The organism is Serratia sp. DFXYC6, from assembly GCF_057196085.1.
The window spans coordinates 2,412,261-2,437,154 of the sequence record NZ_JBXUNV010000001.1; the positions used below are offsets into that span (position 1 = coordinate 2,412,261).

Annotated in this window: 20 protein-coding genes; 10 read left to right on the forward strand and 10 right to left on the reverse strand. The window is 56.5% G+C overall.

Going from position 1 to position 24,894, the window contains the following annotated elements; translation table 11 throughout:
• Nucleotides 1-36: 36 nt before the first annotated feature.
• The 5 genes from wzc to galU (AC2CGQ_RS11825) all read right to left on the reverse strand — a co-directional run bounded on the left by wzc (nucleotide 37) and on the right by galU (AC2CGQ_RS11825) (nucleotide 5,931).
• Complete coding sequence (wzc, locus tag AC2CGQ_RS11805; RefSeq protein ID WP_033633703.1) at nucleotides 37-2,211, reverse strand: tyrosine-protein kinase Wzc; 2,175 nt, start codon at nucleotides 2,209-2,211, stop codon at nucleotides 37-39.
• Between the two features lie 12 nt (nucleotides 2,212-2,223).
• Nucleotides 2,224-2,658, reverse strand: coding sequence for an arsenate reductase/protein-tyrosine-phosphatase family protein (locus AC2CGQ_RS11810; RefSeq protein ID WP_044032106.1), 435 nt, complete (start codon nucleotides 2,656-2,658; stop codon nucleotides 2,224-2,226).
• Nucleotides 2,659-2,673: 15 nt separating this feature from the next.
• Nucleotides 2,674-3,807, reverse strand: a complete 1,134-nt coding sequence (locus AC2CGQ_RS11815) for a polysaccharide export protein (protein ID WP_025302165.1) — start codon at nucleotides 3,805-3,807, stop codon at nucleotides 2,674-2,676.
• 280 nt (nucleotides 3,808-4,087) lie between these two features.
• A complete protein-coding gene (gene galU, locus AC2CGQ_RS11820) occupies nucleotides 4,088-4,981 on the reverse strand; it encodes a UTP--glucose-1-phosphate uridylyltransferase GalU (RefSeq protein ID WP_033633704.1) in 894 nt (297 codons plus the stop codon).
• Nucleotides 4,982-5,034: 53 nt separating this feature from the next.
• Complete coding sequence (gene galU, locus AC2CGQ_RS11825; protein ID WP_033634124.1) at nucleotides 5,035-5,931, reverse strand: UTP--glucose-1-phosphate uridylyltransferase GalU; 897 nt, start codon at nucleotides 5,929-5,931, stop codon at nucleotides 5,035-5,037.
• Nucleotides 5,932-6,542: 611 nt separating this feature from the next.
• Here galU (AC2CGQ_RS11825) and AC2CGQ_RS11830 point away from each other — a divergent pair.
• Nucleotides 6,543-8,126: a TerC family protein gene (locus AC2CGQ_RS11830; protein WP_033633706.1), complete on the forward strand. Its 1,584-nt coding sequence runs from the start codon at nucleotides 6,543-6,545 to the stop codon at nucleotides 8,124-8,126.
• A gap of 30 nt (nucleotides 8,127-8,156) precedes the next feature.
• Here AC2CGQ_RS11830 and dcuC read toward each other — a convergent pair whose 3' ends face one another.
• The 4 genes from dcuC to udk all read right to left on the reverse strand — a co-directional run bounded on the left by dcuC (nucleotide 8,157) and on the right by udk (nucleotide 12,910).
• On the reverse strand, nucleotides 8,157-9,509 hold the full coding sequence (gene dcuC / locus AC2CGQ_RS11835) for an anaerobic C4-dicarboxylate transporter DcuC (RefSeq protein WP_015377222.1): 1,353 nt from the start codon (nucleotides 9,507-9,509) through the stop codon (nucleotides 8,157-8,159).
• 175 nt (nucleotides 9,510-9,684) lie between these two features.
• Nucleotides 9,685-11,517, reverse strand: a complete 1,833-nt coding sequence (gene asmA, locus AC2CGQ_RS11840; protein WP_172574592.1) for an outer membrane assembly protein AsmA — start codon at nucleotides 11,515-11,517, stop codon at nucleotides 9,685-9,687.
• A gap of 44 nt (nucleotides 11,518-11,561) precedes the next feature.
• Nucleotides 11,562-12,143 carry a dCTP deaminase gene (dcd, locus tag AC2CGQ_RS11845; RefSeq protein WP_004938917.1) on the reverse strand — a complete coding sequence of 194 codons (582 nt, stop codon included), beginning with the start codon at nucleotides 12,141-12,143 and terminating at the stop codon, nucleotides 11,562-11,564.
• 125 nt (nucleotides 12,144-12,268) lie between these two features.
• A complete protein-coding gene (udk, locus tag AC2CGQ_RS11850) occupies nucleotides 12,269-12,910 on the reverse strand; it encodes a uridine kinase (RefSeq protein ID WP_004938922.1) in 642 nt (213 codons plus the stop codon).
• Between the two features lie 237 nt (nucleotides 12,911-13,147).
• Here udk and AC2CGQ_RS11855 point away from each other — a divergent pair, with 237 nt between their 5' ends.
• A complete protein-coding gene (locus AC2CGQ_RS11855) occupies nucleotides 13,148-13,777 on the forward strand; it encodes a phosphatase PAP2 family protein (protein WP_484593677.1) in 630 nt (209 codons plus the stop codon).
• A gap of 45 nt (nucleotides 13,778-13,822) precedes the next feature.
• On the opposite strand, the gene apbC is transcribed toward AC2CGQ_RS11855, so the two are convergent.
• Nucleotides 13,823-14,935: an iron-sulfur cluster carrier protein ApbC gene (gene apbC, locus AC2CGQ_RS11860; RefSeq protein ID WP_004938926.1), complete on the reverse strand. Its 1,113-nt coding sequence runs from the start codon at nucleotides 14,933-14,935 to the stop codon at nucleotides 13,823-13,825.
• 159 nt (nucleotides 14,936-15,094) lie between these two features.
• Between apbC and metG the strand changes: the two genes are divergently transcribed.
• The 8 genes from metG to sanA all read left to right on the forward strand — a co-directional run bounded on the left by metG (nucleotide 15,095) and on the right by sanA (nucleotide 24,852).
• Nucleotides 15,095-17,122, forward strand: coding sequence for a methionine--tRNA ligase (metG, locus tag AC2CGQ_RS11865; protein WP_277496250.1), 2,028 nt, complete (start codon nucleotides 15,095-15,097; stop codon nucleotides 17,120-17,122).
• 224 nt (nucleotides 17,123-17,346) lie between these two features.
• The gene (locus AC2CGQ_RS11870; RefSeq protein ID WP_414945821.1) at nucleotides 17,347-18,414 is read left to right on the forward strand and encodes a sugar ABC transporter substrate-binding protein; all 1,068 of its coding nucleotides are present in this window, start codon (nucleotides 17,347-17,349) and stop codon (nucleotides 18,412-18,414) included.
• A 131-nt stretch (nucleotides 18,415-18,545) separates the two neighbouring features.
• Entirely contained in the window at nucleotides 18,546-19,760 is a 1,215-nt protein-coding gene (locus tag AC2CGQ_RS11875) for an MFS transporter (protein ID WP_484593678.1), read from the forward strand.
• Nucleotides 19,761-19,898: 138 nt separating this feature from the next.
• On the forward strand, nucleotides 19,899-20,306 hold the full coding sequence (locus tag AC2CGQ_RS11880) for a CidA/LrgA family protein (RefSeq protein WP_004938939.1): 408 nt from the start codon (nucleotides 19,899-19,901) through the stop codon (nucleotides 20,304-20,306).
• Nucleotides 20,303-20,998, forward strand: a complete 696-nt coding sequence (locus AC2CGQ_RS11885; protein ID WP_004938941.1) for a CidB/LrgB family autolysis modulator — start codon at nucleotides 20,303-20,305, stop codon at nucleotides 20,996-20,998. The genes AC2CGQ_RS11880 and AC2CGQ_RS11885 overlap by 4 nt, the downstream gene beginning before the upstream one ends.
• Nucleotides 20,999-21,135: 137 nt before the next feature.
• Nucleotides 21,136-22,020 carry a cytidine deaminase gene (cdd, locus tag AC2CGQ_RS11890; protein ID WP_484593679.1) on the forward strand — a complete coding sequence of 295 codons (885 nt, stop codon included), beginning with the start codon at nucleotides 21,136-21,138 and terminating at the stop codon, nucleotides 22,018-22,020.
• Between the two features lie 221 nt (nucleotides 22,021-22,241).
• On the forward strand, nucleotides 22,242-23,939 hold the full coding sequence (locus tag AC2CGQ_RS11895; RefSeq protein WP_004938945.1) for an NAD-dependent malic enzyme: 1,698 nt from the start codon (nucleotides 22,242-22,244) through the stop codon (nucleotides 23,937-23,939).
• Nucleotides 23,940-24,108: 169 nt separating this feature from the next.
• The gene (gene sanA / locus AC2CGQ_RS11900) at nucleotides 24,109-24,852 is read left to right on the forward strand and encodes an outer membrane permeability protein SanA (RefSeq protein ID WP_004938948.1); all 744 of its coding nucleotides are present in this window, start codon (nucleotides 24,109-24,111) and stop codon (nucleotides 24,850-24,852) included.
• The last annotated feature ends 42 nt before the right edge of the window (nucleotides 24,853-24,894 follow it).

Here is a 24,894-nt window from a genome sequence, read left to right on the forward strand (position 1 = left end):
CGGTTTCCCGGTATGGCACTGATGTGTTGCTAACAACTATGCTTTATCGTTTGAACGATACTCATATTGATAGTAGCCATAATCACCATAGTAGCTGCTGGCCCGTTTCTCAACAGCATTCAGAATAACGCCTTTAACATCGATGCCATTTTGATTAAAGCGACGAATACTCACCTCTATTTCTTTGACCGTGTTAGATGCGAAACGTGCGATCATCAGACTAGTCCCCGCCCTGTGCCCTATAATAGCGGCATCAGTAACTGCTAGAATAGGTGGCGTATCAATCATCACGATATCATAATTCTTACTCGCCCAATCAATCAGCTCATTGAAGCGTGCCCCCATGAGCAACTCTGAAGGATTTGGCGGTATCTGTCCACGCGGAATAAAATCCAGGTTTTCAATTTCTGTTTTGCGGACACTGTTAGCCATCGTGGTCTGAGCAGATAAGATATCAGATAAACCATTATGCCAATCGGTATTCAACAATGAGTGTGAATAGCCCTTACGCATATCAGCATCAATGACTAAAACACGTTGCCCAGCCTGAGCAATGACCGCGGCCAAGTTGATGCTGACGAAAGTTTTACCAATATTTGGGCTTGCACCACAGACCATCAGAACATTATTTTTAGCTTCGAGCATAGCGAAATGCAAACTGGTTCTTAAGCTTCGTACTGCCTCGATCGCCAAATCCGCAGGGTTCCCAACGGCCAACAACGTTTTTGAACGCGTGTTGGTTTTTTTATTGCCGCGCATCAACGTCTCTATGTCTTTTTTCTGTTGCCACTCAGACAACGGAATACTTGCATAAACGTTGATGCCTTGGTCTTCCAGCTGTTCTGGGCTTTCAATACCTCGATGCAGAACGCTTTTCAGCAGTACTACGGCAACGGAAGCGATCCCGCCAAGCAACGTAAAGATGATAACGATTAACGTCTTCTTCGGCTTAACCGGTTTCGGTTGAGTGACAGCGGTATCAATGATTCTGACATTACCCACGGTGCTCGCTTTCGTTATCGAAAGCTCTTGTTGACGGTTGAGCAACTGCATGTAAATTTCTTTACCAGCATCAACATCACGAGTTAAGCGCAAGATCTCCTGCTGTGTTTGCGGCATCTTACTGACTCGCTGGTTTAACTTATCTTTTTCCTTTTGCAGGGTTGCTCTTTTTTCCAATAAAGCACGATAAGCAGGGTGCTCTTTTGTGTATAATTTCGAAATTTCAGACTCTTTGAAAGTCAACTCATTAAGCTGAGCCTCAACCCCGACAATAGTATCAAGAACAGACTTTGCTTCCAAAGACAGATCAACAGAATCGTTCGCTTGGCGGAAACTGTTTAATTTGTCTTCAGCCGTATTTAAAGAATCGCGAACCTGCGGTAATTGTTCCTTCAAAAAAGCAAGGCTTTTGGCCGCTTCTTCTGATTTTCGCTCAACATTTTGGATCAAGTAATTATTGCTGATACTTTCAATAATTCTTTTGATTAGAACAGGATCATCCCCCATCAGGGTGAGTGAAAGAACCCCCGTGTCCTTACCTTTGTCTTCTACTGTAAGATCGTCAAGAAGTTGTACCGTTGCTGCCAGCGTTGTGAGCTTTTTGACATTAAACACTGTTCCTGGCTTCGCTGAGATTTCGCTAACCAACATAGAAACGCCGCTTGCATTCTCCAAGCGCCCAACTTTGCCTTGAAAGATTTTATCTTTATCTACGGTAACGACGTAGTTTTGATCATCAATAACTTCCAGCTCTATAGCACTCTCGACTAGAGGCTCAGCTACAGTGAGCCTGGATAAGGCAACCTGCCCCGGTTTATTACCCATGAGCCTTGCCCAACCGCGGCCAAAAATCGGAAAATATTTCTGAGTGACGACAGTATCTAAATGGAGATCTTCGACAGTTTTCCCCACGATCATGCGAGAGGAAATCAGTTCAATCTCTGTAGATGATGCTGGCAAAGAGTTAGGCAACATTTGGGACAGGTTACTTACCAGCATATTACCTTCGTTTTGCTCGACCTGAACAGTTGCATCAGCCTGGTATATAGGTGTCGCAAAAAGACTATATATAATGCCGATGACGGCAAATAATGATGTAATGCTAACAATTAACCATTTGTGATCGACTAGCGTCCCTAACAGCCGTCCAAAATCGATCTCGTCATTTTCCTTACTTGCCAAGGAACTCGTTCGGTTTTTATCAATCATTGTAATCTCTGTTTAGCGATTTAATGCTAGCGCCCACTTCTGAGCACCTTCAGCTAGTAGGCTATAGACGAATTCAAAAGCCTCAGAACTTTTGCGATAAGGATCTGGGATATCTTGTTGACCCAGCCAATGGGCAAATAGCATTGTTTTGCCTCTGACTTCAGGGGCTAGCCTGCAGACAGCATCAACATGTCCCTTTTCCATGACTAATATCAGATCATATTCACGGCACAATGCAGCTGTCAGCTGTTGTGCTTGGTGATTATCCAATGATAAATCATGCTTTCTAGCCACTTCTGCAGCCTGAGCATCAGCAGGCTTGCCAACCAAGGCAGAAATCCCGGCAGAGGCAATTTTCTTATGTGGCAGTTTTTCCTTCAACAGCCGTTCTCCTGTAGGAGAACGGCATATGTTGCCGACGCAAACGACCAGAATAGAATCAAACATCATCTTTTACCTTAACTACCAATTATGAATACGCTGTGTACCTTCGGTCAGGTTGTTGAAACCAACGATAGTCGGTAACAATTGGCTGACGACGCGGTTCCAACGAGCAATCGGTACGGTAGTTACGTATACAATGTCATATGGCTGAAGGTGAAACTCAGTCCCCATTACCATCGCAGTAGCATCAGACGCATTAAGTTGGTAGATATTGGCCAGCTTTTTACCTTCCATACCACGTAATGGTCTAATGACAAACACCCCCGTCGCATCGGCAAAGTTCTGATCCATTCCTTCAGCATTACCTAATGCTTCCGTTAGTGTCATACCGCTGCGATCCATTTTCAACGTAGTCTGTTTTTTCACTTCCCCCATAACGAAAACTTTTAAATCGTCATTACGGGGAATGTAGAGGATGTCGCCCGGATAAAGTAGGTGGTTTTGCGTCAAATCCCCCCTTTGCATCAAGGCTTGCAAAGAGATTCGCTGTTCTTTTCCATTATGTGTCAGAATGACATTACGCCAGTCTGCATTTTCTGAAAGCCCGCCAGCCGCATTGATTGCATCCATCACAGTAAGGGGAACGTTCGTGATCGGTTGCTGTCCCGACTTTGCTACTTCCCCCGTCACATACGCTTTTTGAGAGCGGAAAGCGGCGATACTCACATCAACCTGTGGGCTTTCGATGTATTGCGCCAATCGTCCTGCGATCTCATTTCTGACTTGGCTCATCGTTTTACCGGCAACTTTTATCTTACCGATATACGGATAAAAAATTGTACCGTCCGAATTCACCCAGTTACCCGTATCGCTGGCACTGCGATATTGCCCCGCCGGTGTAGTCAGTTCAGGGTGATCCCAGACAGTCACCATTAACACGTCGCCGATACCAATCCGGTATTCGTAATTTTGCAATTCACGCTCTAAGGACGAGTTTGGTTGCGCGACAACGGGTTTAGGTCTCATTTTCTCAACCAAACCAGGCGTCATTGGATAGACATTAACCAGATTGTCGATATCGAAATCACTATCTTGCTGTTTTACAACCTCTTTCCCACTAGTTGAAAGGTGAGAACCAGGCACGATTGTACAACCGCTGATTACACTGATCGATACCAAGAGCGGTATCAGTTTCCACTGTTTATTTGCCATCGAATTATCATCACTATCAAAGTAAAAAGTTTGCTGTACTGAGCCCTCCCGGCCAACCCTGGCACAGGCCGTTGTACTCGGAAAAGAATTTGTCGATGGGTTTCAATACTGATTAAACTTTCATTGAGCCCACGTTGAATCCCAATACGCTATGCTGGAAATGGCTTAAAAGCATTATTACACAATTACCTCGCAATAGCGCACGATTACCTCAATACGCACAGAGAGAGGTGATTTTGGAAAGCGCTATGCCTGGGCACAACGTTCCAGCCAAACGTATTTATAATGAAAGCCGTTCTGCCCATTCACGGAAAGCTTTGCCTTGAGTTGGGTGACGCAACCCATAAGTGACAAAAGCGCGAAGGTAACCCAGTTTTTCACCGCAGTTGAACGATTCACCCACCAGCTCTGTCGCCTCGACCGGTTTGCGTTTCAACAATTCTGCAATCGCATCGGTCAGTTGAATACGCCCCCAGGCTCCCGGTTCCGTGGTCTCCAGCAGTGGCCAAATATCGGCAGACAAGACATAGCGCCCTACCGCAGAGTAGTTGGATTCCAACTTGGTTTCCGGTGCCGGTTTTTCAATAATCGATGTGATACGGGCACTTTCGCCAGGTTTCAGATTGCTGGCCTCACACTCAACCACGGAATAATCATGCAGCACGTGTTCGTCTGCCTTTTGCACCAAAACCTGGCTCAGACCGGTCTGCTCAAAGCGCGCAATCATGTGTGACAGGTTGTCTTTCTTCAAATCGGCCTTTGCGTCATCCAGCAAGATGTCCGGCAACAGAACGACAAATGGAGAATCACCGACCAACGGTTTAGCGCAGAGAACGGCATGTCCCAGTCCTTTTGGCTGCCCCTGGCGAATGTGCATCAGCGTTACGCCTTTTGGCGTTATCGACTGTACCTCATCCAGCAGTTGCCGTTTCACGCGTGCCTCCAGCATCGCCTCCAGCTCGAATGAGGTATCGAAATGGTTTTCAATGGCGTTCTTGGAAGAATGCGTCACCAGGATGATCTCTTTAATCCCCGCCGCGACGCACTCGTTGACAATGTATTGAATCAACGGTTTATCAACGATTGGCAACATCTCTTTCGGAATCGCTTTGGTCGCCGGCAGCATACGCATGCCCAATCCGGCAACGGGAATAACCGCTTTCAACTTCGTCATGGTAGACCTCATTCAATCTCGTGATCGCTTTCAGCCGCAGTGGCGACAGCCTGTTACTTTCCCAACGTCTGCTTCAACCAGCGGGTGAAGTTTTCGCCTTCGGAACCGTGACGCACCCCATACTGCACAAACGCCTTCATATAGCCAAGCTTGTCACCACAATCATGGGACTTACCGCTCATATGGAACGCTTCCACCGTTTGTTCATCCATCAGCATCGCAATCGCATCGGTCAGTTGAATCTCATCACCCGCGCCGGGAGGGGTTTTCTCAAGTAACGGCCAAATATCGGCGGCAAGCACATACCGGCCGACGACGGCCAGGTTGGAAGGGGCATCCTCGCGGGCCGGCTTCTCAACCACCGCCGTCATCGGTGCGCTTTCTCCCGCTGCGATCGTCGCACCTGCGCAATCTACCACACCGTATTTGGACACATCTTGTTCCGGCACAGGTTCAACCATGATTTGGCTGTAACCCGTATCGCCAAAACGTTGGATCATTTTAGCCAGATTTTCTTTGCGCAGATCCGCCGTAGAATCATCCAGCAAAACATCCGGAAGCAGCACCACGAAAGGAGAATCACCTACCATAGGTTTGGCACACAGCACCGCATGCCCCAACCCTTTCGCCTGTCCCTGACGCACCTGCATCACGGTAACGTCCGGCGGACAAATGCTTTGCACTTCGCTCAGGAGCTGGCGCTTCACACGCGCTTCGAGCATCGCCTCCAGCTCAAACGAAGTGTCAAAATGGTTTTCAATCGCGTTTTTCGATGAATGCGTGACCAATACGATATCTTTAATCCCCGCCGCCACGCATTCAGCAACAATGTACTGGATTAAGGGCTTATCGACCACGGGCAACATTTCTTTAGGGATAGCCTTGGTCGCCGGCAACATACGAGTTCCCAAGCCCGCAACGGGGATCACTGCCTTAAGTCTTGTTTGCATTTTCATTCCAATTCATCGTAGCGCTGCATTCATCTGTGCAGCGTGAACAAGGGGATTCAATCGGGCACGCTACCGCCCTTGGCTTGCAGCTACCAAAGTACTGTTAATGGCGTATCCCCCCACGTCATTGCATGAGCCAGGCAATTTTTATGCAAAGCGGCACTCATTCTTAGTTTGAACTGTCATGCTGTTCACAAAAAAATAAAAAAAACGGTGCCTTTATAACCAAACAATGTTAGTTACTGCCGTTATATGACTAAGATTCTTATACTAATGTCTAAGTGATACAAGCCTTAGATCCCCCCAGTCAGACGTTTTCAGAATAAGACTACTCGTGCCGCATACCGATAAGAATCATAGTCAAAGAAAATTGTTTTAATGTTTTGATTTAAATAAATTTAATAAGGCGTTTCTTTTCTGAGCGCATGGCATCCCGGTAGATATTTGCTCCCCAGGCCCGTGATTCCTTTGGCCGCTCGGCGCCGATCGATGTTTATGGTAATCCTCCTGTTCTGAACCACATCCACCCGATTAAAGTTGAATTTTGCCGCCTCAACGCCCATCATTCCCGTGCGGCATAAGCCGTAGAACTTACAGGTGAAATTGGGCGTATGGAATGGATCGCTGATCCAACAATTTGGGCCGGCCTGGCCACTTTGGTCGTGCTGGAAATCGTGCTGGGTATAGACAACCTTGTCTTCATCGCCATTCTGGCGGACAAATTACCAAAACAACAAAGAGATAAGGCCCGTGTCGTCGGTTTGTTGCTGGCGCTGGTCATGCGTCTGGCGCTGCTCGCCTCCATCTCGTGGCTGGCGACGCTGACCAAACCGATGTTCATCGTCGCGGAGCACCCCTTCAGCGGCCGCGATCTGATCATGCTGGTCGGCGGGATATTCCTGCTGTTCAAAGCCACCATGGAGCTCAATGAGCGGCTGGAAGGCAAGGACGAAGAGCAGCACGGCGCGCGCAAAGGCGCACGTTTCTGGCCGGTCGTGGCGCAGATCGTGGTGCTGGACGCCGTTTTCTCGCTCGACTCGGTGATCACCGCGGTGGGGATGGTCGATCACCTGGCGGTGATGATGATCGCGGTCTGTATCGCCATCGGCCTGATGCTGCTGGCCAGCAAACCGCTGACGCGCTTCGTCAACGCGCACCCGACTATCGTTATCCTGTGCCTGAGCTTCCTGCTGATGATTGGCTTTAGCCTGGTGGCGGAGGGCTTCGGCTATCACATTCCTAAAGGCTACCTCTACGCGGCGATCGGCTTCTCGGTCATGATCGAGGCGCTGAACCAGCTGGCGCAGTTCAACCGCCGTCGCTTCCTGTCGAAGGTCCGGCCACTACGTGAACGCACCGCCGAAGCGGTGCTGCGCATGCTGAGCGGCAAACATGAAGAAGCGGAAGTCGACAGCCATTCCGCCAACCTGCTGGCGGACAGCGACAGCGAAAACGGCGAGATCTTCAATCAGCAAGAGCGGCGCATGATCGAACGCGTACTCGGCATGGCGCAGCGCACGGTCAGTAGCATCATGACCTCGCGTCACGACGTCGAATACCTTGAGCTGAACGATCCGCAGGAAAAGCTGACGCAGTTGCTGGAACGTAATCAGCACACGCGCATCGTGGTGGTGGAAAGCAGCGCCAGCGACGAACCGCTGGGCGTGATCCACACCATCGACGTTCTCAAACAGCAACTGGCGCAGGCGCCGCTGGATCTGCGTGCGCTGATACGCCAACCGTTGATCTTCCCGGAGCAGCTCACGCTGTTAAGCGCCCTGGAGCAATTCCGCCAGGCGCAGACGCATTTTGCCTTTGTGGTCGATGAGTTCGGCTCCGTCGAAGGCGTCGTCACCCTGACGGACGTGATGGAAACCATCGCCGGCAACCTGCCGGAGGCCGGTGAAGAGGTGGACGCACGCCACGACATTCAGCAAAACGAGGACGGCAGCTGGATCGCCAACGGCTATATGCCGCTGGAAGATCTGGTGTTGTACCTGCCGATGCCGTTGGAAGAAAAGCGCGAATACCATACGCTGGCGGGGCTGTTGATGGAACACAGCCAGCGCGTGCCACAAGAAGGAGAACAAATCAAGATCGGTGACTACCTGTTCGAACCATTGGAGGTCAACAGCCACCGCATCCTGAAAGTGAAGATCACCCCGCCTCCCCCACCGGAGGAGTACGAGGTTTAACATCGAGGCCGGGCATCGCCCGGCCTTCCTTTACTGGGGAACCAGCAGCTCCGTCGCCACGATCACCACCACCAACCCGACAATTACCGGCACTGAAGTACGCTTCACCACATCAAACGGCGAGATTTTCGCCATGCCGGAGACCGCCACCACCACGCCGGAAACCGGCGACAGCGTACGGCCGAGATTCGAGGCCTGCAGCATCGGGATCACCAGATAGGCAGGATTCACGCCCATCTGTGCCGCCAGTTTCGGGATCAGTTCGACAAACGCATAGAACGGCGCATTGCCGGAGCCGGTTGTCATGGCCGCCAGCATGGTGATCACCACCAACACCAGCATCATAATCAAACCGCCGGTACCGAACGACTGCGCCAACCCGATCAACCCGCTGATAAAGCCGACGGTGCTCAACCCTTGCGCGAAGACACCCGCGGCCACCAACAGCATCACCACGCTGGCGAAAGCGTCCGCCATACCGCGATACGCCACTTCCAGGCCGCTGAATACCTGTTTGGCGCTGAAGCTGCGCACAAACTCGATCGCTGCCGCCAACAGTATGCACCCTACCAGCACGGTAATAATGTGCAGTTCCGGCCCCCATTTACCGTCGAAGATCAGCACGCCGAGGATCGGCGTAAACGGCAATATCGCGTAGAACCCCGGCGCATGGGTTTTGATCTCGCTGACGTCCATAATGTGGTGCTGTTCATCACTCTTCTTATCGAGATAACGCTGCCAGAAAAAGTGCGCTACGGCCATGCAGACGATGGCGGCAATCGAGATAGGCAGCGTGGTTTTGAACGCGAAGTCCACCAGCGGCATTTCCGCCGCCTTGGCTGCCAGTACCACGTCGCCGGAAGTCGGCGCCAGGATAATCGCCGCCGGCGAAGCGCAAATGGCCGCCGCGGCGCCGCGGCTAATGCCAACGTTCACCATCAATGGGAACAGCGTCGCCATCAGCAATACGCCGAGCCCGGTAGCGGAAGAGACCGCCAATGACATCAGACAAGCGACAAAATAGGCCGCCACCATCAGCAGATAAGGCGAATTGATCATCTGCAATGGGCGCGAGGCCAGCTTGACGACCACGTCGTTGGCGCCGATATGCGTCATATAGGCGGCGAAACCGCACAGCATCATGATCATCATGCCCAGATCGCCGCCGCGGCTCATCAGCAAAATCTTGACGTACTCGATCATATCGGTCGCGCGCCAGCCGGTAGATGCGGCGCCGGACGGCAACAGCGTTTTTCCCATCAGGGCGCTGATGCCTAGCAGCAGCAGCCCTCCCACCATCAAGACGCCCGTGGCGGAATACCCTTTGATGATGTAACGGCCCACGCCCGCCGCCACCGCCGCGCCAATAAGAAGCTCTATCATGTTTCCTCAACTCGTCATTTTTTCGCGCTCAGGCGCATAGTCATAGCAGAATGCGCCCTTACTCTGCACAAATTGAGCGCGGGTCTTCATGACCTTCATCAAGGTAACGGAGGGAAATTATCGCGGGAAACGTCGATACTGACGCGGGCCGCAAGACGGCCCGCGTCAGGAGGGATTACAGCTTGTCGAGCAGCTTTTTCAGATCCTGACCCTCGCGTGAATCCTTGTTCTTTTCAGCCCATTTGTTCAGCGCATCTTTGGCCCGATCGTGCAGCGTTTTACGCAGCACCTGATCGACCTGCAGTTGGTAATTCAGCTGTTGCCAAGGCCCATAGACCCGCAGCGGGATCGGCGTTTTTTGCAGTTGCTCGATCAGTTCGCCGCGCCCTTGCCAACCGCCAGTGACGCGCACATTAAGCGCCATATCGCACTGTTTTCCCGGCATATCGATACTGCCGGCGCCGGTCAGCGCCAGCAACGGCGAATCCGCCGTCAGGCTGCTGAGCTTGACAGTGCCTTGGCTCAGGCTGGCCCGCGCCGAGACGCTTTTGACTTCGGTATAGCGCTGATAGCTGTCTTGCCCGCGCACGCTGTTATCGTTACGCGCCACCGCCTGTTGGATCAATTGCTGAATGTTCAGGCCGTGCAGCTGCGCATCCTGCATCGCCAGCTGCGCCGTACCGCTCCAACGGTGCTCAAATGACTCTGAAGAAAGACGATCGCCGGTCAAATCCCCTTTCATGCTGAATTTTCCGGTCAGCATCTGCGGCATCTCGAAGGCTTTGAGCACCGCGCCGAGCTCAACCTGGTTCAGGATCGGCTGCACGTTTATCACCGGTTTATTGCCGCGTGCGTCGAGCGATCCCGGCAAGGAGAAATCACCGCCGGCCAATTGCCCGGCAAGTTTATGCAGCGTCAGCAGGCCGCGTTGATTATCTGCCGCGACGGCTAACTGGGTAACGTTCATACCGCGGTAGGTCAACTGCGCCGCCTGCAGATTCAACTGTGCATTGAAATCGCGCAGCGCTTCCAGGTTCTGCTGCCGATCGTCGACCTGGCTGGCGATCACCGGCGCGGCGGTCACGGCGGGCTGTTCGGCGGTATTGGTGCTGGATTGCCAACCGGAAAGCGCGTCGAGATCGAGATTAGCCGAATTCAGGTTCACCACATAGCCGGGCACCGCTCCCAGGCTGGCGCTGATATCGCCGGTCAACTGGCTGTTATTGGCGCTGACGTTCAGCTGGGTGACGGCAATGTGCGCCGGCGTCTGTTGATAGACCACCTGAGCATTCCCCTCGCCTTGAATACCGCCGTTCGGAATATCTGCTCCCACCAATTGGTAATTGAACTGGGTCACCTTGGCGCCGATCTGGTGCGGGAACTGCTGCAGATCGATATCGGCCGCCATGCTGAAGGCCAGGTCGCGCTGATCGCGGTTGACCCGGCTGGAAATGTCCAGCTGCGCCTGCCGTTTCTCCGTTTGCTGCAGGGTAAGATTGATGTCCCGGACATTGATTTGCGCGTTGTCGGCGCGCTGCCAAATCAGCAAGCTGTCCACGACGCGCAAGTTATCGACGTCGAACTTCCAGGCCGTGTCTGCCGCATCAGCGCCGCTGCCGGCCGGCGCAATCGGGGCGTCCACTTGCGAGTGCTCTTCACTGTCGGGCGTGAGGCGAATGACGGCATTTTTCAACATCACCTGTTTCACAAACAGCTGATGCGACAGCAGCGGCAACAGTTTGACGTCAAGGCGCATGTTTTCCGCGCTCACCACCGGCGTCTTGGCGCCCGGCGCGGTCAGCGTCATGCGCCCGGCCAAAATACTGAGCTGCGGCCAGATATGCCAACGCAGGTCGCCTTCAAGCGTTAGCTGGTAGCCGCTCTTCTGCTCGACCTTTTTGACCATGTAACCGCGAAAATCATTCGGATTGACCAGCAGTACCAGCGCGGACATTCCCGCCACCACGACCACCAGTAAAATCGCCAATGTCGTCAGTAATCTTCTCATGCCACCCTCTTGTCAGCGCCACACCGACGGTGCATCTCGCGCCGTTAGTCCTTGTCGATTCGACTGGCTACTGCGCCCTGCTGATCGCGATATTTTGCGTCCTGCCGGCTGTTATATGGCCGGGCCGCCGGGCCGGACAACGGCTCAAAGCTCAAGGCGCCAATCAGCATCCCCGGCCGCAGCGCCAGCGGCAGCTTGCCGGAGTTGTAAAACTCCAGCACGATGCGCCCGTGCCAGCCCGGATCGATCCGGTGCGCGGTCACGTGCACCATCAGCCCCAGACGCGCCAGAGAAGAACGGCCGTCGAGCCAACCCACGAGATCGTTCGGCAGCGTCACGGATTCGAACGTCACCGCCAGGGCCAGTTCGCCGGGATGAAGGAAGAACGCCTCGCCTTCCGGCAGGACAATCTCGTCGCTCATCACGCGATCCAGCGCGGCGCTGACTTCATCTTTCGGCCCGCTGAGATCGATAAACGGCGCGGTATGGCCGCGGAACACGCGGAACTGATTGCCCAAACGGACATCTACTGTGGCCCCGTTGATGCGTTCGAGCGGCGGGCGCGGCGAAATCACCAGTTTCTCGCTATCCAGCCAGGCTTCTATATCGCGGTCGCACAGTCTCATGTCTTTCTTCTCCATCAAAACGCGTAACTAAACAAAAATTGCCACACAACGGGCGAAAGGTCTACGCCGGGGTGCAAATAGTTGGCCGTCGGCCGGAAATGCGCATTTCCGGCCATTAAGCGGCATTATTCAAAGAATTGGCTGATTTTGGCTTTCAGAATATCGATCGCGATGCGGTTTTTGCCGCCGCGCGGAACGATGATATCGGCGTATTGTTTGGAAGGTTCGATAAACTGCAGGAACATCGGGCGCACGGTCTTCTGGTATTGCGCCATCACCGAATCCATCGAGCGGCCGCGCTCGTTGACGTCGCGCTTCATGCGGCGCATCAGGCAGATATCCAGCGGCGTGTCGACGAAGATCGAGAAGTTCATCTCCTGGCGCAAACGGATATCCGTCAGCAGCAAGATCCCTTCCAGAATGATCACTTTTTTAGGTTCCAGGTGGACGGTTTCTTTCTTGCGCGTGTGTTCGGTGTAACTGTACAGCGGCAGCTCGATCGCCTTACCGGCCTTCAGCATCTGCAGATGCTGGAACAGCAGGTTGTGATCCATGGCGCTCGGGTGGTCATAGTTGGTTTTGACCCGTTCTTCCATGGTCAGGTGAGTCTGGTCTTTATAGTAACTGTCTTCTGGAATAACGCCGATGTGCTCATCGCCGACTTGCTCGCGGAGTTCGCGGTACAACGTGCTGGCGATAAGGCTTTTTCCGGAGGCAGATGCGCCAGCTATACCAATAATGACGCACTGATGCGGATTGTCAGTCATAAAATTAAAGACCTGATTTCATAGTGTGAAGGGGGGGAACTAAAACGCGACAATTATAGGGAGTCGCCGGGGATTGCGCCACTGTATATTGATATTGCGCGGCGGCGGGCGAATTCGGGCTGCCACGCCACGGGCACGCGGCATTTTAAGAATCTCGCAGCTAGGGCAACGCACCGTAACGGGTTACACTCCCCGGCGCTGACTTTTGCTCCCCGCCCCCTTTCATCGGAGATTGATGTGTTGGATTGGTATTTTCTGACTTTTTTCGGCGACAGCATGTTGCTGCTGCCCTGCGCGCTGATTCTGTTTTTATTGCTGCTCATGTCTCCCGCCACCCGCGCGGCGGGTTGGCAGTGGGCGCTGCTCTTCGGGTTCACCGGCGGGGTGGTCTGCCTGTCTAAACTGGCCTTTATGGGCTGGGGCATCGGCAGCGAGCGCTATGATTTCACCGGATTCAGCGGTCATTCCGCCCTCGCGGCCTGCATCTGGCCGCCTCTGCTCTGGACGTTGACCGGCCGATTTTCCCACCCGATACGTAGCATCGCTTTGCTGACCGGGTGGATATTGCCTTTCGCCATCGGCGTTTCGCGGCTGGAAATTCGCGTGCACTCGGTATCCGAGGTGATCAGCGGGCTGATTCTAGGCTACCTGGCCAGCGCCCTGTTCCTGCGGTTGCAGCGGAACAAAACGCGCCCGCATCTCTCCTGGCCACACTTCGCCATCGCGCTGGCCTTGCCGTTGGCGCTGATGGGGCAGCGGCAGCCGGCCCCCACCCAGGGATTGCTGGAGCATATCGCCAAAACGCTGGCGCAGATCGAACGCCCTTATACCCGTGCCGACCTGCACAAGCCTACCCCTATCCGATAAAAAAACCCGGCGCTTAAGCCGGGTTCTTTCACTGCCGCAAATAGATTACAGCGCGCGGAAGGCAATCTCCGTCGGGATCGCTTCTCCCTGCCAATACATCTGCGCCGCCACACGGCCGGCCAGTTGACGATACATGTCGGCGAATTCGCTCTCCGGACGGCTGATCACCGTCGGCGTACCGCGATCCAGATCTTCGCGCAGCGAGATATGCAGCGGCATCTGCCCCAGCAGACGGCTGTTATATTTCTGCACCAACTTCTCGGCGCCGCCGGTGCCAAAGATCGGTTCATGGTGGCCGCAGTTACTGCAGATGTGCACGCTCATGTTTTCCACGATGCCCAGCACCGGCACATGCACCTTCTCGAACATCACGATGCCCTTGGCGGCATCCAGCAGGGCGATATCCTGCGGCGTGGTGACTACCAGCGCGCCGGTCACCGGAATGTTCTGCGACAGCGTCAGCTGGATGTCGCCGGTACCCGGCGGCATGTCCAGCACCAGGTAATCCAGATCCGGCCACAGCGTATCCTGCAGCAGCTGCATCAGCGCCTTGCTGGCCATCGGGCCGCGCCACACCATGGCGTTGTCGTCGGTCACCAGATAACCGATGGAGTTGGTCGCCAGGCCGTGCGCCATGATCGGCGCCATGTGCTGCCCGTCCGGCGAAGTCGGCCGCTCATGTTCGGTGCCCAGCATATTGGGGATCGACGGGCCGTAAATGTCGGCGTCCAGAATACCGACCTTGGCGCCTTCGGCGGCCAGCGCCAGCGCCAGATTGACGGCGGTGCTGGATTTCCCCACCCCGCCTTTGCCGGAGCTGACGGCGATGATGTTGCGCACGCCTTTGATCCCGGCTTGGCCGTTGGCGCGTTTCAGCGTCGTGATATCGTGTTTCAGCTTCCAGTCGATGGCGGCGGCGCCGGTCACGCGCAACAGCTCAGGGCCGACGCTCGCCTGCAGCGCTTCAAAACCGCTCTGCCAGGCAAACGGCATCGTCAGTTCGATATGCAGTACGTCGTCCAATAATGCGCAGTGATGAATAGCCTTCAGCGCAGTCAGGTTGTTTTTCAACGTCGGGTGTTCAAAGGCGGCCAGTACACCGGTCACCAGGGCGCGCAGAACTTCGGGGTTGGTCTGCTCAGGGGATTTTGCGTTCATCCCGGCTCCTTGATTTTGAATGGGTAGCTTCCGGCTAAGCATACCAGAACTGCGCGGCGGCTGGCGCGTATAACCTGTAAGAAACCGCCCTAGCAGCGAAGGGCGCGATCGGTTAACATCGAAGGCCCTTTTATTCATTACAGAAAGCAAGTTCTCACTATGGCTCAAGTCGCGAAAAAATTATTGGTGACGTGCGCGCTACCGTACGCAAATGGTTCCATCCATCTCGGCCACATGCTCGAGCACATCCAGGCGGATATCTGGGTGCGTTACCAACGAATGCGCGGCCACGAAGTGCATTTCATCTGCGCGGACGACGCGCACGGCACGCCGATCATGCTGAAAGCGCAGCAACTGGGCGTTAAACCGGAAGAAATGATCGCGGAGATGAGCCAGGAGCACCAACAGGATTTCGCCGGCTTTGGCATCAGCTATGACAACTATCATTCGACCCATAGCGATGAAAACCGTGAGCTGTCCACCCTGATTTACAGCCGCCTGAAAGAAAACGGGTTTATCAAGAACCGCACCATTTCTCAGCTGTACGATCCGGAGAAAGGCATGTTCCTGCCGGACCGTTTCGTGAAAGGCACCTGCCCTAAATGCAAATCGCCGGATCAGTACGGTGACAACTGCGAAGTGTGCGGCGCCACCTACAGCCCGACGGAACTGATCGATCCGAAGTCCGTCGTTTCCGGCGCGACGCCGGTGATGCGAGACTCGGAGCACTTCTTCTTCGATCTGCCGGCCTTCAGCGAAATGCTGCAGGCGTGGACGCGCTCCGGCGCGCTGCAGGAGCAGGTGGCGAACAAGATGCAGGAGTGGTTCGAATCCGGTCTGCAGCAGTGGGACATCTCCCGCGATGCGCCTTACTTCGGCTTCGAAATCCCGGATGCGCCGGGCAAATACTTCTACGTCTGGCTGGACGCGCCGATCGGCTACATGGGTTCCTTCAAGAACCTGTGCGACAAGCGCGGCGATCTGGACTTCGACGAGTTCTGGCGCAAAGACTCCACCACCGAGCTGTACCACTTTATCGGCAAGGACATCGTCTACTTCCACAGCCTGTTCTGGCCGGCGATGCTGGAAGGCAGCAACTTCCGCAAACCGACCAACCTGTTCGTGCACGGCTACGTGACGGTGAACGGCGCCAAGATGTCAAAATCGCGCGGCACCTTCATCAAGGCCGGCACCTACCTGCAGCATCTGGACGCCGACTGCCTGCGTTATTACTACGCCGCCAAGCTCTCTTCACGCATTGATGACATCGATCTCAATCTGGAAGACTTCGTGCAGCGCGTGAACGCCGACATCGTCAACAAGGTGGTGAACCTGGCGTCACGCAACGCCGGCTTTATCAACAAGCGCTTCGGCGGCAAGCTGGCCGACAGCCTGGCCGATCCGGCGCTGTACCAGACCTTCGTCGACGCGGCGCAGAGCATCGCCGAAGCCTACGCCGGCCGCGAGTTCAGCCGCGCGATCCGCGAAATCATGGCGCTGGCCGATCTGGCCAACCGTTATGTGGATGAGCAGGCACCGTGGGTAGTGGCGAAGGAAGAAGGCCGCGACGCCGATCTGCAGGCCATCTGTTCAATGGGCATCAACCTGTTCCGCGTGCTGATGACTTACCTGAAGCCGGTGCTGCCTTCGCTGACCGAACGCGCCGAAACGTTCCTCAATGCCGAGCTGAGCTGGGACGCGATCCCGCAGCCGCTGCTGGGCCATCAGGTGAACGCGTTCAAAGCGCTGTTCAACCGCATCGATCTGGACAAGGTCAACGAGATGGTCAATGCCTCGAAGGAAGACATGGCCGCCGCCAAGCCGGTGACCGGCCCGCTGGCTGACGATCCGATCCAGGAAACCATCACCTTCGACGACTTCGCCAAGGTCGACATGCGTATCGCCCTGATCAAGAGCGCCGACTTTGTCGAGGGCTCCGACAAGCTGCTGAAGCTGCAGCTGGATCTGGGCGGCGAATCGCGCCAAATCTTCTCCGGCATTCGCTCCGCTTACCCGGATCCGAAAGCGCTGGAAGGCCGTCTGACCATCATGGTCGCCAACCTGGCGCCGCGTAAAATGCGCTTCGGCGTGTCAGAAGGCATGGTGATGGCGGCGGGCCCCGGCGGGAAAGAGATCTTCCTGCTGAGCCCGGACAGCGGCGCGCAGCCTGGCATGCAGGTCAAGTAATCGCGCAGATGCGTGGCATAGGGAGGGTCGAGCTTGCTCGGCCCTTTTTTTATGCCCCAATCCCCACGTTATAAGCATGAAGAAAAAGTCATAACCGCCCTGATTCCCCTGCCCGCCGCATCCGGCTATGATGCTCCGAAACCCAAAATAGACGTCCAGACAGAAAGACTGCTATAACAGACCTTCACCGGGATCGTTTCCCTGCTTTTTTGGAGCCTATAATAATGAAAAACCTCAAGACTTCGCTGCTCGCCCTCAGTCTGCTGGCTGCCCTGCCACTGCAGGCGGCGGAAAACGCCGCCGTGCCGGCCGCCATCGCTCAACATCAGGGGCCGGTGCGCATCGCGGTGATCCGCAACCTCGGATCCGACGACAACACCACGCAATTTTTGGCGGGCGCCATTCAGGAAGGGCGCAAGCTGGGCTTCAAGGTGGACACCTTCCTCAGCAACGGCGACGACGCGCGTTTTCAGGACTTCGTCAACCAGGCTATCAGCCAGAAATATGACGGCATCATTCTCTCGCAGGGGCGGGCTCCCTATTCCACCGACCTGGTCAAGCGCATCGCGGCGGCCGGCATCGCCGTCGCGGCTTTCGATACCGACGTCAGCGGCCGCGTTCCCGGCGTCACCGTCTCGCAGCAGGACGACGCTTCGCTGGCTAACGCCTCGTTCGGCCAGTTGGTGAAGGATTTCAACGGCCAGGCCAACATCATCAAACTCTGGGTGGCAGGCTTCCCGCCGATGGAGCGCCGCCAGGCCGCTTACCAGCAGTTGCTGAAACAGCATCCGGGCATTCACGAGCTGGAATCGATTGGCGCAGTTTCATCCGACGTGCAGGGAGATACCGCCAATAAAGTGGGCGCGGTGCTGGCGAAATACCCGAAAGGCAAGATTGACGCCATCTGGGGCACCTGGGATGCCTTTACCCAAGGGGCTTACAAGGCGTTGAAAGAGAACGGCCGCACCGAAATCAAACTGTACAGCATCGATATCTCCAACCAGGATTTGCAGCTGATGCGCGAGGCCGGCAGCCCGTGGCAGGTCAGCGTGGCGGTGGATCCGAAGCTGATCGGCGCGGTCAACCTGCGCCTGGTGGCCAACAAGATCGCCGGGGAAAGCACGCCGGACAACTATCAGTTCAAAGCGGCGGTCATTCCGCAGGCGCTGCTGCTGGCGCAGCCGGGGCCGGTCAACGTCGCCGGGCTGGCTAAGATCATCCCCGGCTGGGGCACCAGCAGCGATTTCGTTCAGCCATGGTTCGCCACGCTGCAGGCCGAACACGGTAAATAATGCTGTTTTTGACGAGGCTGCCGACGCAGCCTCTGTTTTTAAACTAATTATCGGCTTTCCCCTTCCGTCCCCGCCAAAATGCGCTATGTTATCTGCATCGCCCAATAACTGTATGCATAAACAGGCCTCAAATGAAGGGATTCCCCTCGCTGATCAACGTACTGCTGGCCAGTTCGCTGGTGTTGACCATCGGCCGCGGCGTTACGCTGCCGTTCATCACCATCTACCTCACCGAACATTTCCATCTGCTGCCGAAGAGCGTGGGCGTGATCCTGGGCGTCAGCCTGACCCTCGGCATCCTTGCCAGCCTGTACGGCGGCTATCTGGTGGACAAATTCAGCAAAAACCGCCTGATCCTGCTGTCGATTTTATTGTTCGCGCTGAGTTTCTTCGCCATTCCCTGGATCCCGCGCCCCGGCGGCGTGATCGTGGTGCTGGCGATCCTGCATACCTGTTATTCGGTGTTAGGCATCACCATAAAGGCCTGCTTCGCCGACTGGCTGCCGGTCGAGCAGCGCATCAAGGCTTTCTCAATCAACTACACGCTGGTCAACGTCGGCTGGGCGATCGGCTCTGCGCTCGGCGTTCTGGTGGCCGGGCTTAGCCCGCTGCTGCCGTTTTACCTGTCGGGGGGATTGGCGCTGGCGACGGTGACGGCGCTAAGCCTGCGCTTGCGCGGCCGGGAACAGCGCCCGACAACAACCGCCGCCGCACCGGCGGCACTCCCCAACTTCCGTCAGACGCTGACCATCTTGCGAAACGATCGGCGGCTTATCTACTTCACCCTCGGCAGCACCCTGGGCGCCGTGGTGTTCGGTCAGTTCACCGGCTATCTGTCGCAGTATCTGATCACCGTCTCCAGCGCCGAGTTCGCCTACAAAATCATTGGGTTGGTGATGATCGTCAACGCCGGCATCGTCATCGCCCTGCAATACCTGCTCAGCCGCGGCATGCGCCAGGAAAACATGCTGCGCTGGCTGGTGCTGGGCACGCTGTTTTTCATCGTCGGGCTGCTCGGTTTCATGGCGGCCGGCCAGGCGGTCTGGCTGTGGCTGGCGGCGATGGCGGTGTTTACCTTAGGCGAGATCATCGTTATCCCGGTGGAATACATGTTCATCGACTTTATTGCGCCGCCGCACCTGAAAGGCAGTTACTATGGAGTACAAAACCTCAGCGCGCTGGGCGGCGCCATCAACCCGGTGCTGTGCGGGGTGCTGCTCAGCTATGCCGCGCCGCCCTTGATGTTCGTGATGCTGATCGTCGCCGCCCTGCTCAGCCTGCTATTTTTCTTCCTCGGCCACCGGCTGGCGGAACGTTCTGCGGCAACGGCCGAAGACGCGCGCTGATCCCGCAGGCAGCGGCCTATACGGGCTGTCAACCCGCCGCTCGGGCATAGCACCCATAGCGAGAATTCATGGTGCGATCTGTGGCATGGCTCACAGTTTAATTGTATGATGAATACATCAGTTAAACGGGAAAAGACAATGGCCAACGTGCTCACACTGTGCTGGAAATACCTGAGGGCCCTGCTCCTTATCTACCTGTGTCTGTTCGTCGGCAACGCGGTGGCGGCGCTGCTGCCGTTCGCCATTCCCGGCAGCATCATTGGCATGCTGCTGCTGTTCGCCCTGCTCTCTACCCAGATTATGCCGGCCAAATGGGTTAAACCCGGCTGCCATTTGCTGATCCGCTATATGGTGCTGCTGTTCGTGCCGATCGGCGTCGGGGTGATGAAATACTACGACCAGATCGTCGCGCATCTGGGCCCGCTGGTTATCTCTTGCCTCATCAGCACGCTGATGGTGTTGGTGGTGGTCGGCTATACCTCACACTATTTTCATCGCGAGCGCCGCATCGCCGGCAAGCCCGACGACACGGAGGGCAATTCATGATCCATGAAATCTGGTGGTCGTTGCCGCTGACGCTGGCGGTCTATTTCGCCGCGCGCTGGCTGGCGCGCAAGCTGAATATGCCGCTGCTCAACCCGCTGCTGGTGTCCATGGCGGTGATCATCCCGCTGCTGCTGCTCACCGGTATTCCCTATGAACGCTACTTTCAGGGCAGCAAAATCCTCAACGATCTGCTGCAGCCGGCGGTCGTCGCGCTGGCCTTCCCGCTCTATGAGCAGCTGCACCAGATCCGCGCGCGCTGGAAGTCGATTATCGCGGTGTGCTTCATCGGCAGCCTGACCGCCATGATCAGCGGCGGCGCCATCGCCCTGTGGCTGGGCGCCACGCCGGAAATCGCCGCCTCTATCCTGCCGAAATCGGTCACTACGCCGATCGCCATGGCCGTCGCGGACTCGCTCGGCGGCATTCCGGCGATCAGCGCAGTCTGCGTCATTTTCGTCGGTATCCTCGGCGCCGTGTTCGGCCATACGTTGTTCAACCTGTTGAAAATCACCACCCACTCGGCGCGCGGCCTGGCGATGGGCACGGCATCCCACGCGCTGGGCACCGCACGCTGCGCCGAGATGGACTACCAGGAAGGCGCTTTCGGCTCGCTGGCGTTGGTGATCTGCGGCATCATCACCTCGCTGCTGGCACCGTTCCTGTTCCCGGTGCTGCTGCGCCTGTTCGGCTGAACAGGGTGAAACTTGCGATACATCTCGCATTTATGTATTTCATTGCATTAATTTCATCAATTAAGAGACATAAATCACACTTTAATGTCTCTGGCCTGCCTAGAATGTTATCCCGTTAACCCGTAGAGAGACTTTCTATGCATCCGCGTTTTCACACCGCTTTCAGCGCACTGCCCGCGACACTGCAATCCGCCCTGCGGCCTTATCTGGACGCGCCAGACTTTCCGGCGATGTTCACGGCCGAGCAAGCGGCGGCGATCCGCACAGGCTGCGGGTTGGACGATGATGCGCTGGCATTCGCGCTGCTGCCGCTGGCGGCGGCCTGCTCGTTAACCCCGATATCGCACTTTCACGTCGGCGCCATCGCGCGCGGGCAAAGCGGCAACCTCTATTTCGGCGCCAATATGGAGTTCAGCGGCGCGCCGCTGCAGCAAACCGTGCATGCAGAGCAGTGCGCGGTTACCCATGCCTGGCTGCGCGGCGAGCCGGCGCTGGCCTCGGTCACCGTCAACTACACGCCGTGCGGCCATTGCCGCCAGTTTATGAATGAACTGAACAGCGGTGGCGAGCTGCAGATCCGTCTGCCGGGCCGCGCGCCGGCCACGCTGGCGGACTATCTGCCGGACGCCTTCGGCCCGAAAGATCTGGATATCGCTTCGCTGCTGATGGACGAGGTCGATCACGGGCATCAACTGCCGCTGAACGATGCGCTGACGCAAGCGGCGCTGGCGGCGGCCAATCAGAGCCATGCTCCGTACAGCAACGCCCACAGCGGCGTAGCGCTGGAAACGCAGGACGGCAGCCTCTACGCCGGCCGCTATGCGGAAAACGCCGCTTTCAACCCGAGCCTGCCACCGCTGCAGGCCGCGCTGATCCTGCTGAACCTCTCCGGCGGCGACTGCCAGAACATTCGCCGCGCCGTGCTGGCCGAACCGCAGGACGCGAGCATCAGCCAATGGGATGCCACCCGCGTCACCCTGGCGGCGCTGGGTTGCCAAAACGTCAGCCGCGCCGCCTTCTAAGCGCACGACGGCGGGGCCATCCGGTTCCGCCGTTAACAGCACCGCCCGCCAAATACAATGCCCCGACGCCGCCAGAGACACTTTCTTTAGTTAAAAAATCATTTGATTGTCGATAATTACGCCAACCTGGTTCATCATCGGGCAACAAATGCTGTACATCTTCTCTTTATCTTTTAGGATCGTCGGCAATACAGTTATCTGATACGTGAAGAGTAAAACTGATGGAACTAGAATACGAAAGCAAACGCCCGCTCTACATCCCTTACGCCGGCCCGATTCTGCTGGAATTTCCGCTGCTGAACAAAGGCAGCGCTTTCACCGAGGAAGAACGTAGCCACTTCAACCTGCACGGCCTGCTGCCGGAAGCGGTGGAGACCATCGAAGAACAGGTGGAACGCGCCTACCGTCAGTATCAGGATTTCAAGAACGATAACGATAAGCACATCTACCTGCGCAACATCCAGGACACCAACGAAACCCTGTTCTATCGCCTGCTGGACTCGCACCTGAGCGAGATGATGCCGATCATCTACACCCCGACCGTCGGCGAGGCCTGCGAACACTTCTCCGATATCTACCGCCGCGCGCGCGGGCTGTTCATCTCCTACCCGAACCGCGATCGCATCGATGACATGCTGCAAAACGCCACCAAGCAGAACGTCAAGGTGATCGTGGTCACCGACGGCGAGCGCATTCTCGGCCTGGGCGATCAGGGCATCGGCGGCATGGGGATTCCAATTGGCAAGCTGTCACTGTACACCGCCTGCGGCGGCATCAGCCCGGCCTATACCCTGCCGGTAGTGCTGGACGTCGGCACCAACAACCCGCAGCGCCTCAACGATCCGCTGTACATGGGCTGGCGCCATCCACGTATCTCCGGCGAGGAGTACCACGCCTTCGTCGAAGAGTTTATTCAGGCGGTCAAACGCCGCTGGCCGAACGTGCTGCTGCAGTTCGAAGACTTCGCGCAGAACAACGCCACCCCGCTGTTGAACCGCTACCGCGACGAGATTTGCTGCTTTAACGACGACATCCAGGGCACCGCCGCGGTCACCCTCGGCAGCCTGATCGCCGCCAGCCGCGCCGCCGGCAGCCAGCTGCGCGATCAGACCGTCACCTTCCTCGGCGCCGGTTCCGCCGGCTGCGGCATCGCCGAGCAGATCATCGCGCAGATGAAGTCCGAGGGGTTGAGCGAAGACGAAGCGCGCGCCCGCGTATTCATGGTTGACCGCTTCGGCCTGCTGACCGACAAACTGCCGAACCTGCTCGACTTCCAGAGCAAGCTGGTGCAGAAGAGCGACAACCTGGCCGGCTGGGAAACCGCCAGCGACGCCATCTCGCTGCTGGACGTGGTGCGCAACGCCAAGCCAACCATTCTGATCGGCGTGTCCGGCCAGCCGGGGCTGTTTACCGAAGAGCTGATCCGCGAGATGCACAAGCACTGCGAGCGCCCTATCGTGATGCCGCTGTCCAACCCGACCTCGCGCGTGGAAGCCCGTCCGGAAGACATCATCAACTGGACCGACGGCGCCGCCCTGGTGGCGACCGGCAGCCCGTTCGCGCCGGTAAGCTACAAAGAGCAGCTGTACCCGATTGCTCAGTGCAACAACTCCTACATCTTCCCGGGCATCGGTTTGGGCGTGCTGGCCTCCGGCGCCACCCGCGTCACCGACGCCATGCTGATGGCCGCCAGCCGCGCGCTGGCGGATTGTTCGCCGCTGGCTACCGACGGCCACGGCGCGCTGCTGCCGAATATCGACGATATTCAGGGCGTGTCGAAGTGCATCGCCATGGAAGTGGGTAAAGCCGCCCAGCTGCAGGGCGTGGCGATCGTCACCTCCGAAGATGCGCTGTCGAAAGCCATCGAGCACAACTTCTGGCGGCCGCAGTACCGCAGCTACAAGCGCACCTCGTTCTGAATGGTGAGCTGAAATGACCCAGCCCGGCTCCGCCGGGCTTTTTTGTGCGGCAAAACCGCCGAAAAATGCGGCGGCGCGCGTGCTTCAGGCGGTTCGCGTCTTGCGTCGGTCGGTCAGGTAAAGTAGCCTTGATCCATCTTTTTCAGCCCGGCGCGCGTAAGGCAACAACATGTGGAAACGCCTGATCATCAGCCTGTTCATCATCATTGCGGTGTTGATGGGTTCGGCTATTGCGCTCGATCGCTGGATCAGTTGGAAAACCGCGCCTTACGTCTACGACGAACTGCAGGAATTGCCGCATCGCCAGGTCGGCGTGGTGCTCGGCACCGCCAAGTATTACCGCACCGGGGTGATCAACCAGTATTACCGTTACCGCATTCAGGGAGCGATCAACGCTTATAACAGCGGCAAGGTAAAATACCTGCTGCTGAGCGGCGACAACGCCCAGCAAAGCTATAACGAACCGATGACCATGCGGCGCGATCTGATCGCCGCCGGCGTGGCGCCGAGCGATATCGTGCTGGACTACGCCGGCTTCCGCACCCTGGATTCCATCGTGCGCACCCGCAAGGTGTTCGACACCAACGATTTCATCATCATCACCCAGCGCTTCCACTGCGAGCGCGCGCTGTTCATCGCCCTGCACATGGGCATTCAGGCGCAGTGTTACGCGGTGCCGTCGCCGAAGGACATGATGACGGTGCGCGCCCGCGAGATCTTCGCCCGCCTGGGCGCACTGACCGATCTGTATATCCTCAAGCGTGAACCGCGCTTCCTCGGCCCGCTGATCCCGATCTCCGCCATGCACACCGTGCCGGAAGACGCCCAGGGCTATCCCGCCGTCTCGCCGGAACAGTTGGTTGAGCTGGAGCACAAGCTGAAAGAAGAGAAGCAGAAAGCCAAACAGCCCTGACGGGTAATGCCCCAAAAAGAAAGGCCGGCATATTTTGCCGGC

Coding starts and splice junctions, on each gene's coding strand:
- wzc (WP_033633703.1), bottom strand. CDS start 2,211: ATGATTGATAAAAACCGAACGAGTTCCTTGGCAAGTAAGGAAAATGAC.
- AC2CGQ_RS11810 (WP_044032106.1), bottom strand. CDS start 2,658: ATGTTTGATTCTATTCTGGTCGTTTGCGTCGGCAACATATGCCGTTCT.
- AC2CGQ_RS11815 (WP_025302165.1), bottom strand. CDS start 3,807: ATGGCAAATAAACAGTGGAAACTGATACCGCTCTTGGTATCGATCAGT.
- galU (WP_033633704.1), bottom strand. CDS start 4,981: ATGACGAAGTTGAAAGCGGTTATTCCCGTTGCCGGATTGGGCATGCGT.
- galU (WP_033634124.1), bottom strand. CDS start 5,931: ATGCAAACAAGACTTAAGGCAGTGATCCCCGTTGCGGGCTTGGGAACT.
- AC2CGQ_RS11830 (WP_033633706.1), top strand. CDS start 6,543: ATGGAATGGATCGCTGATCCAACAATTTGGGCCGGCCTGGCCACTTTG.
- dcuC (WP_015377222.1), bottom strand. CDS start 9,509: ATGATAGAGCTTCTTATTGGCGCGGCGGTGGCGGCGGGCGTGGGCCGT.
- asmA (WP_172574592.1), bottom strand. CDS start 11,517: ATGAGAAGATTACTGACGACATTGGCGATTTTACTGGTGGTCGTGGTG.
- dcd (WP_004938917.1), bottom strand. CDS start 12,143: ATGAGACTGTGCGACCGCGATATAGAAGCCTGGCTGGATAGCGAGAAA.
- udk (WP_004938922.1), bottom strand. CDS start 12,910: ATGACTGACAATCCGCATCAGTGCGTCATTATTGGTATAGCTGGCGCA.
- apbC (WP_004938926.1), bottom strand. CDS start 14,935: ATGAACGCAAAATCCCCTGAGCAGACCAACCCCGAAGTTCTGCGCGCC.
- metG (WP_277496250.1), top strand. CDS start 15,095: ATGGCTCAAGTCGCGAAAAAATTATTGGTGACGTGCGCGCTACCGTAC.
- AC2CGQ_RS11870 (WP_414945821.1), top strand. CDS start 17,347: ATGAAAAACCTCAAGACTTCGCTGCTCGCCCTCAGTCTGCTGGCTGCC.
- AC2CGQ_RS11875 (WP_484593678.1), top strand. CDS start 18,546: ATGAAGGGATTCCCCTCGCTGATCAACGTACTGCTGGCCAGTTCGCTG.
- AC2CGQ_RS11880 (WP_004938939.1), top strand. CDS start 19,899: ATGGCCAACGTGCTCACACTGTGCTGGAAATACCTGAGGGCCCTGCTC.
- AC2CGQ_RS11885 (WP_004938941.1), top strand. CDS start 20,303: ATGATCCATGAAATCTGGTGGTCGTTGCCGCTGACGCTGGCGGTCTAT.
- cdd (WP_484593679.1), top strand. CDS start 21,136: ATGCATCCGCGTTTTCACACCGCTTTCAGCGCACTGCCCGCGACACTG.
- AC2CGQ_RS11895 (WP_004938945.1), top strand. CDS start 22,242: ATGGAACTAGAATACGAAAGCAAACGCCCGCTCTACATCCCTTACGCC.
- sanA (WP_004938948.1), top strand. CDS start 24,109: ATGTGGAAACGCCTGATCATCAGCCTGTTCATCATCATTGCGGTGTTG.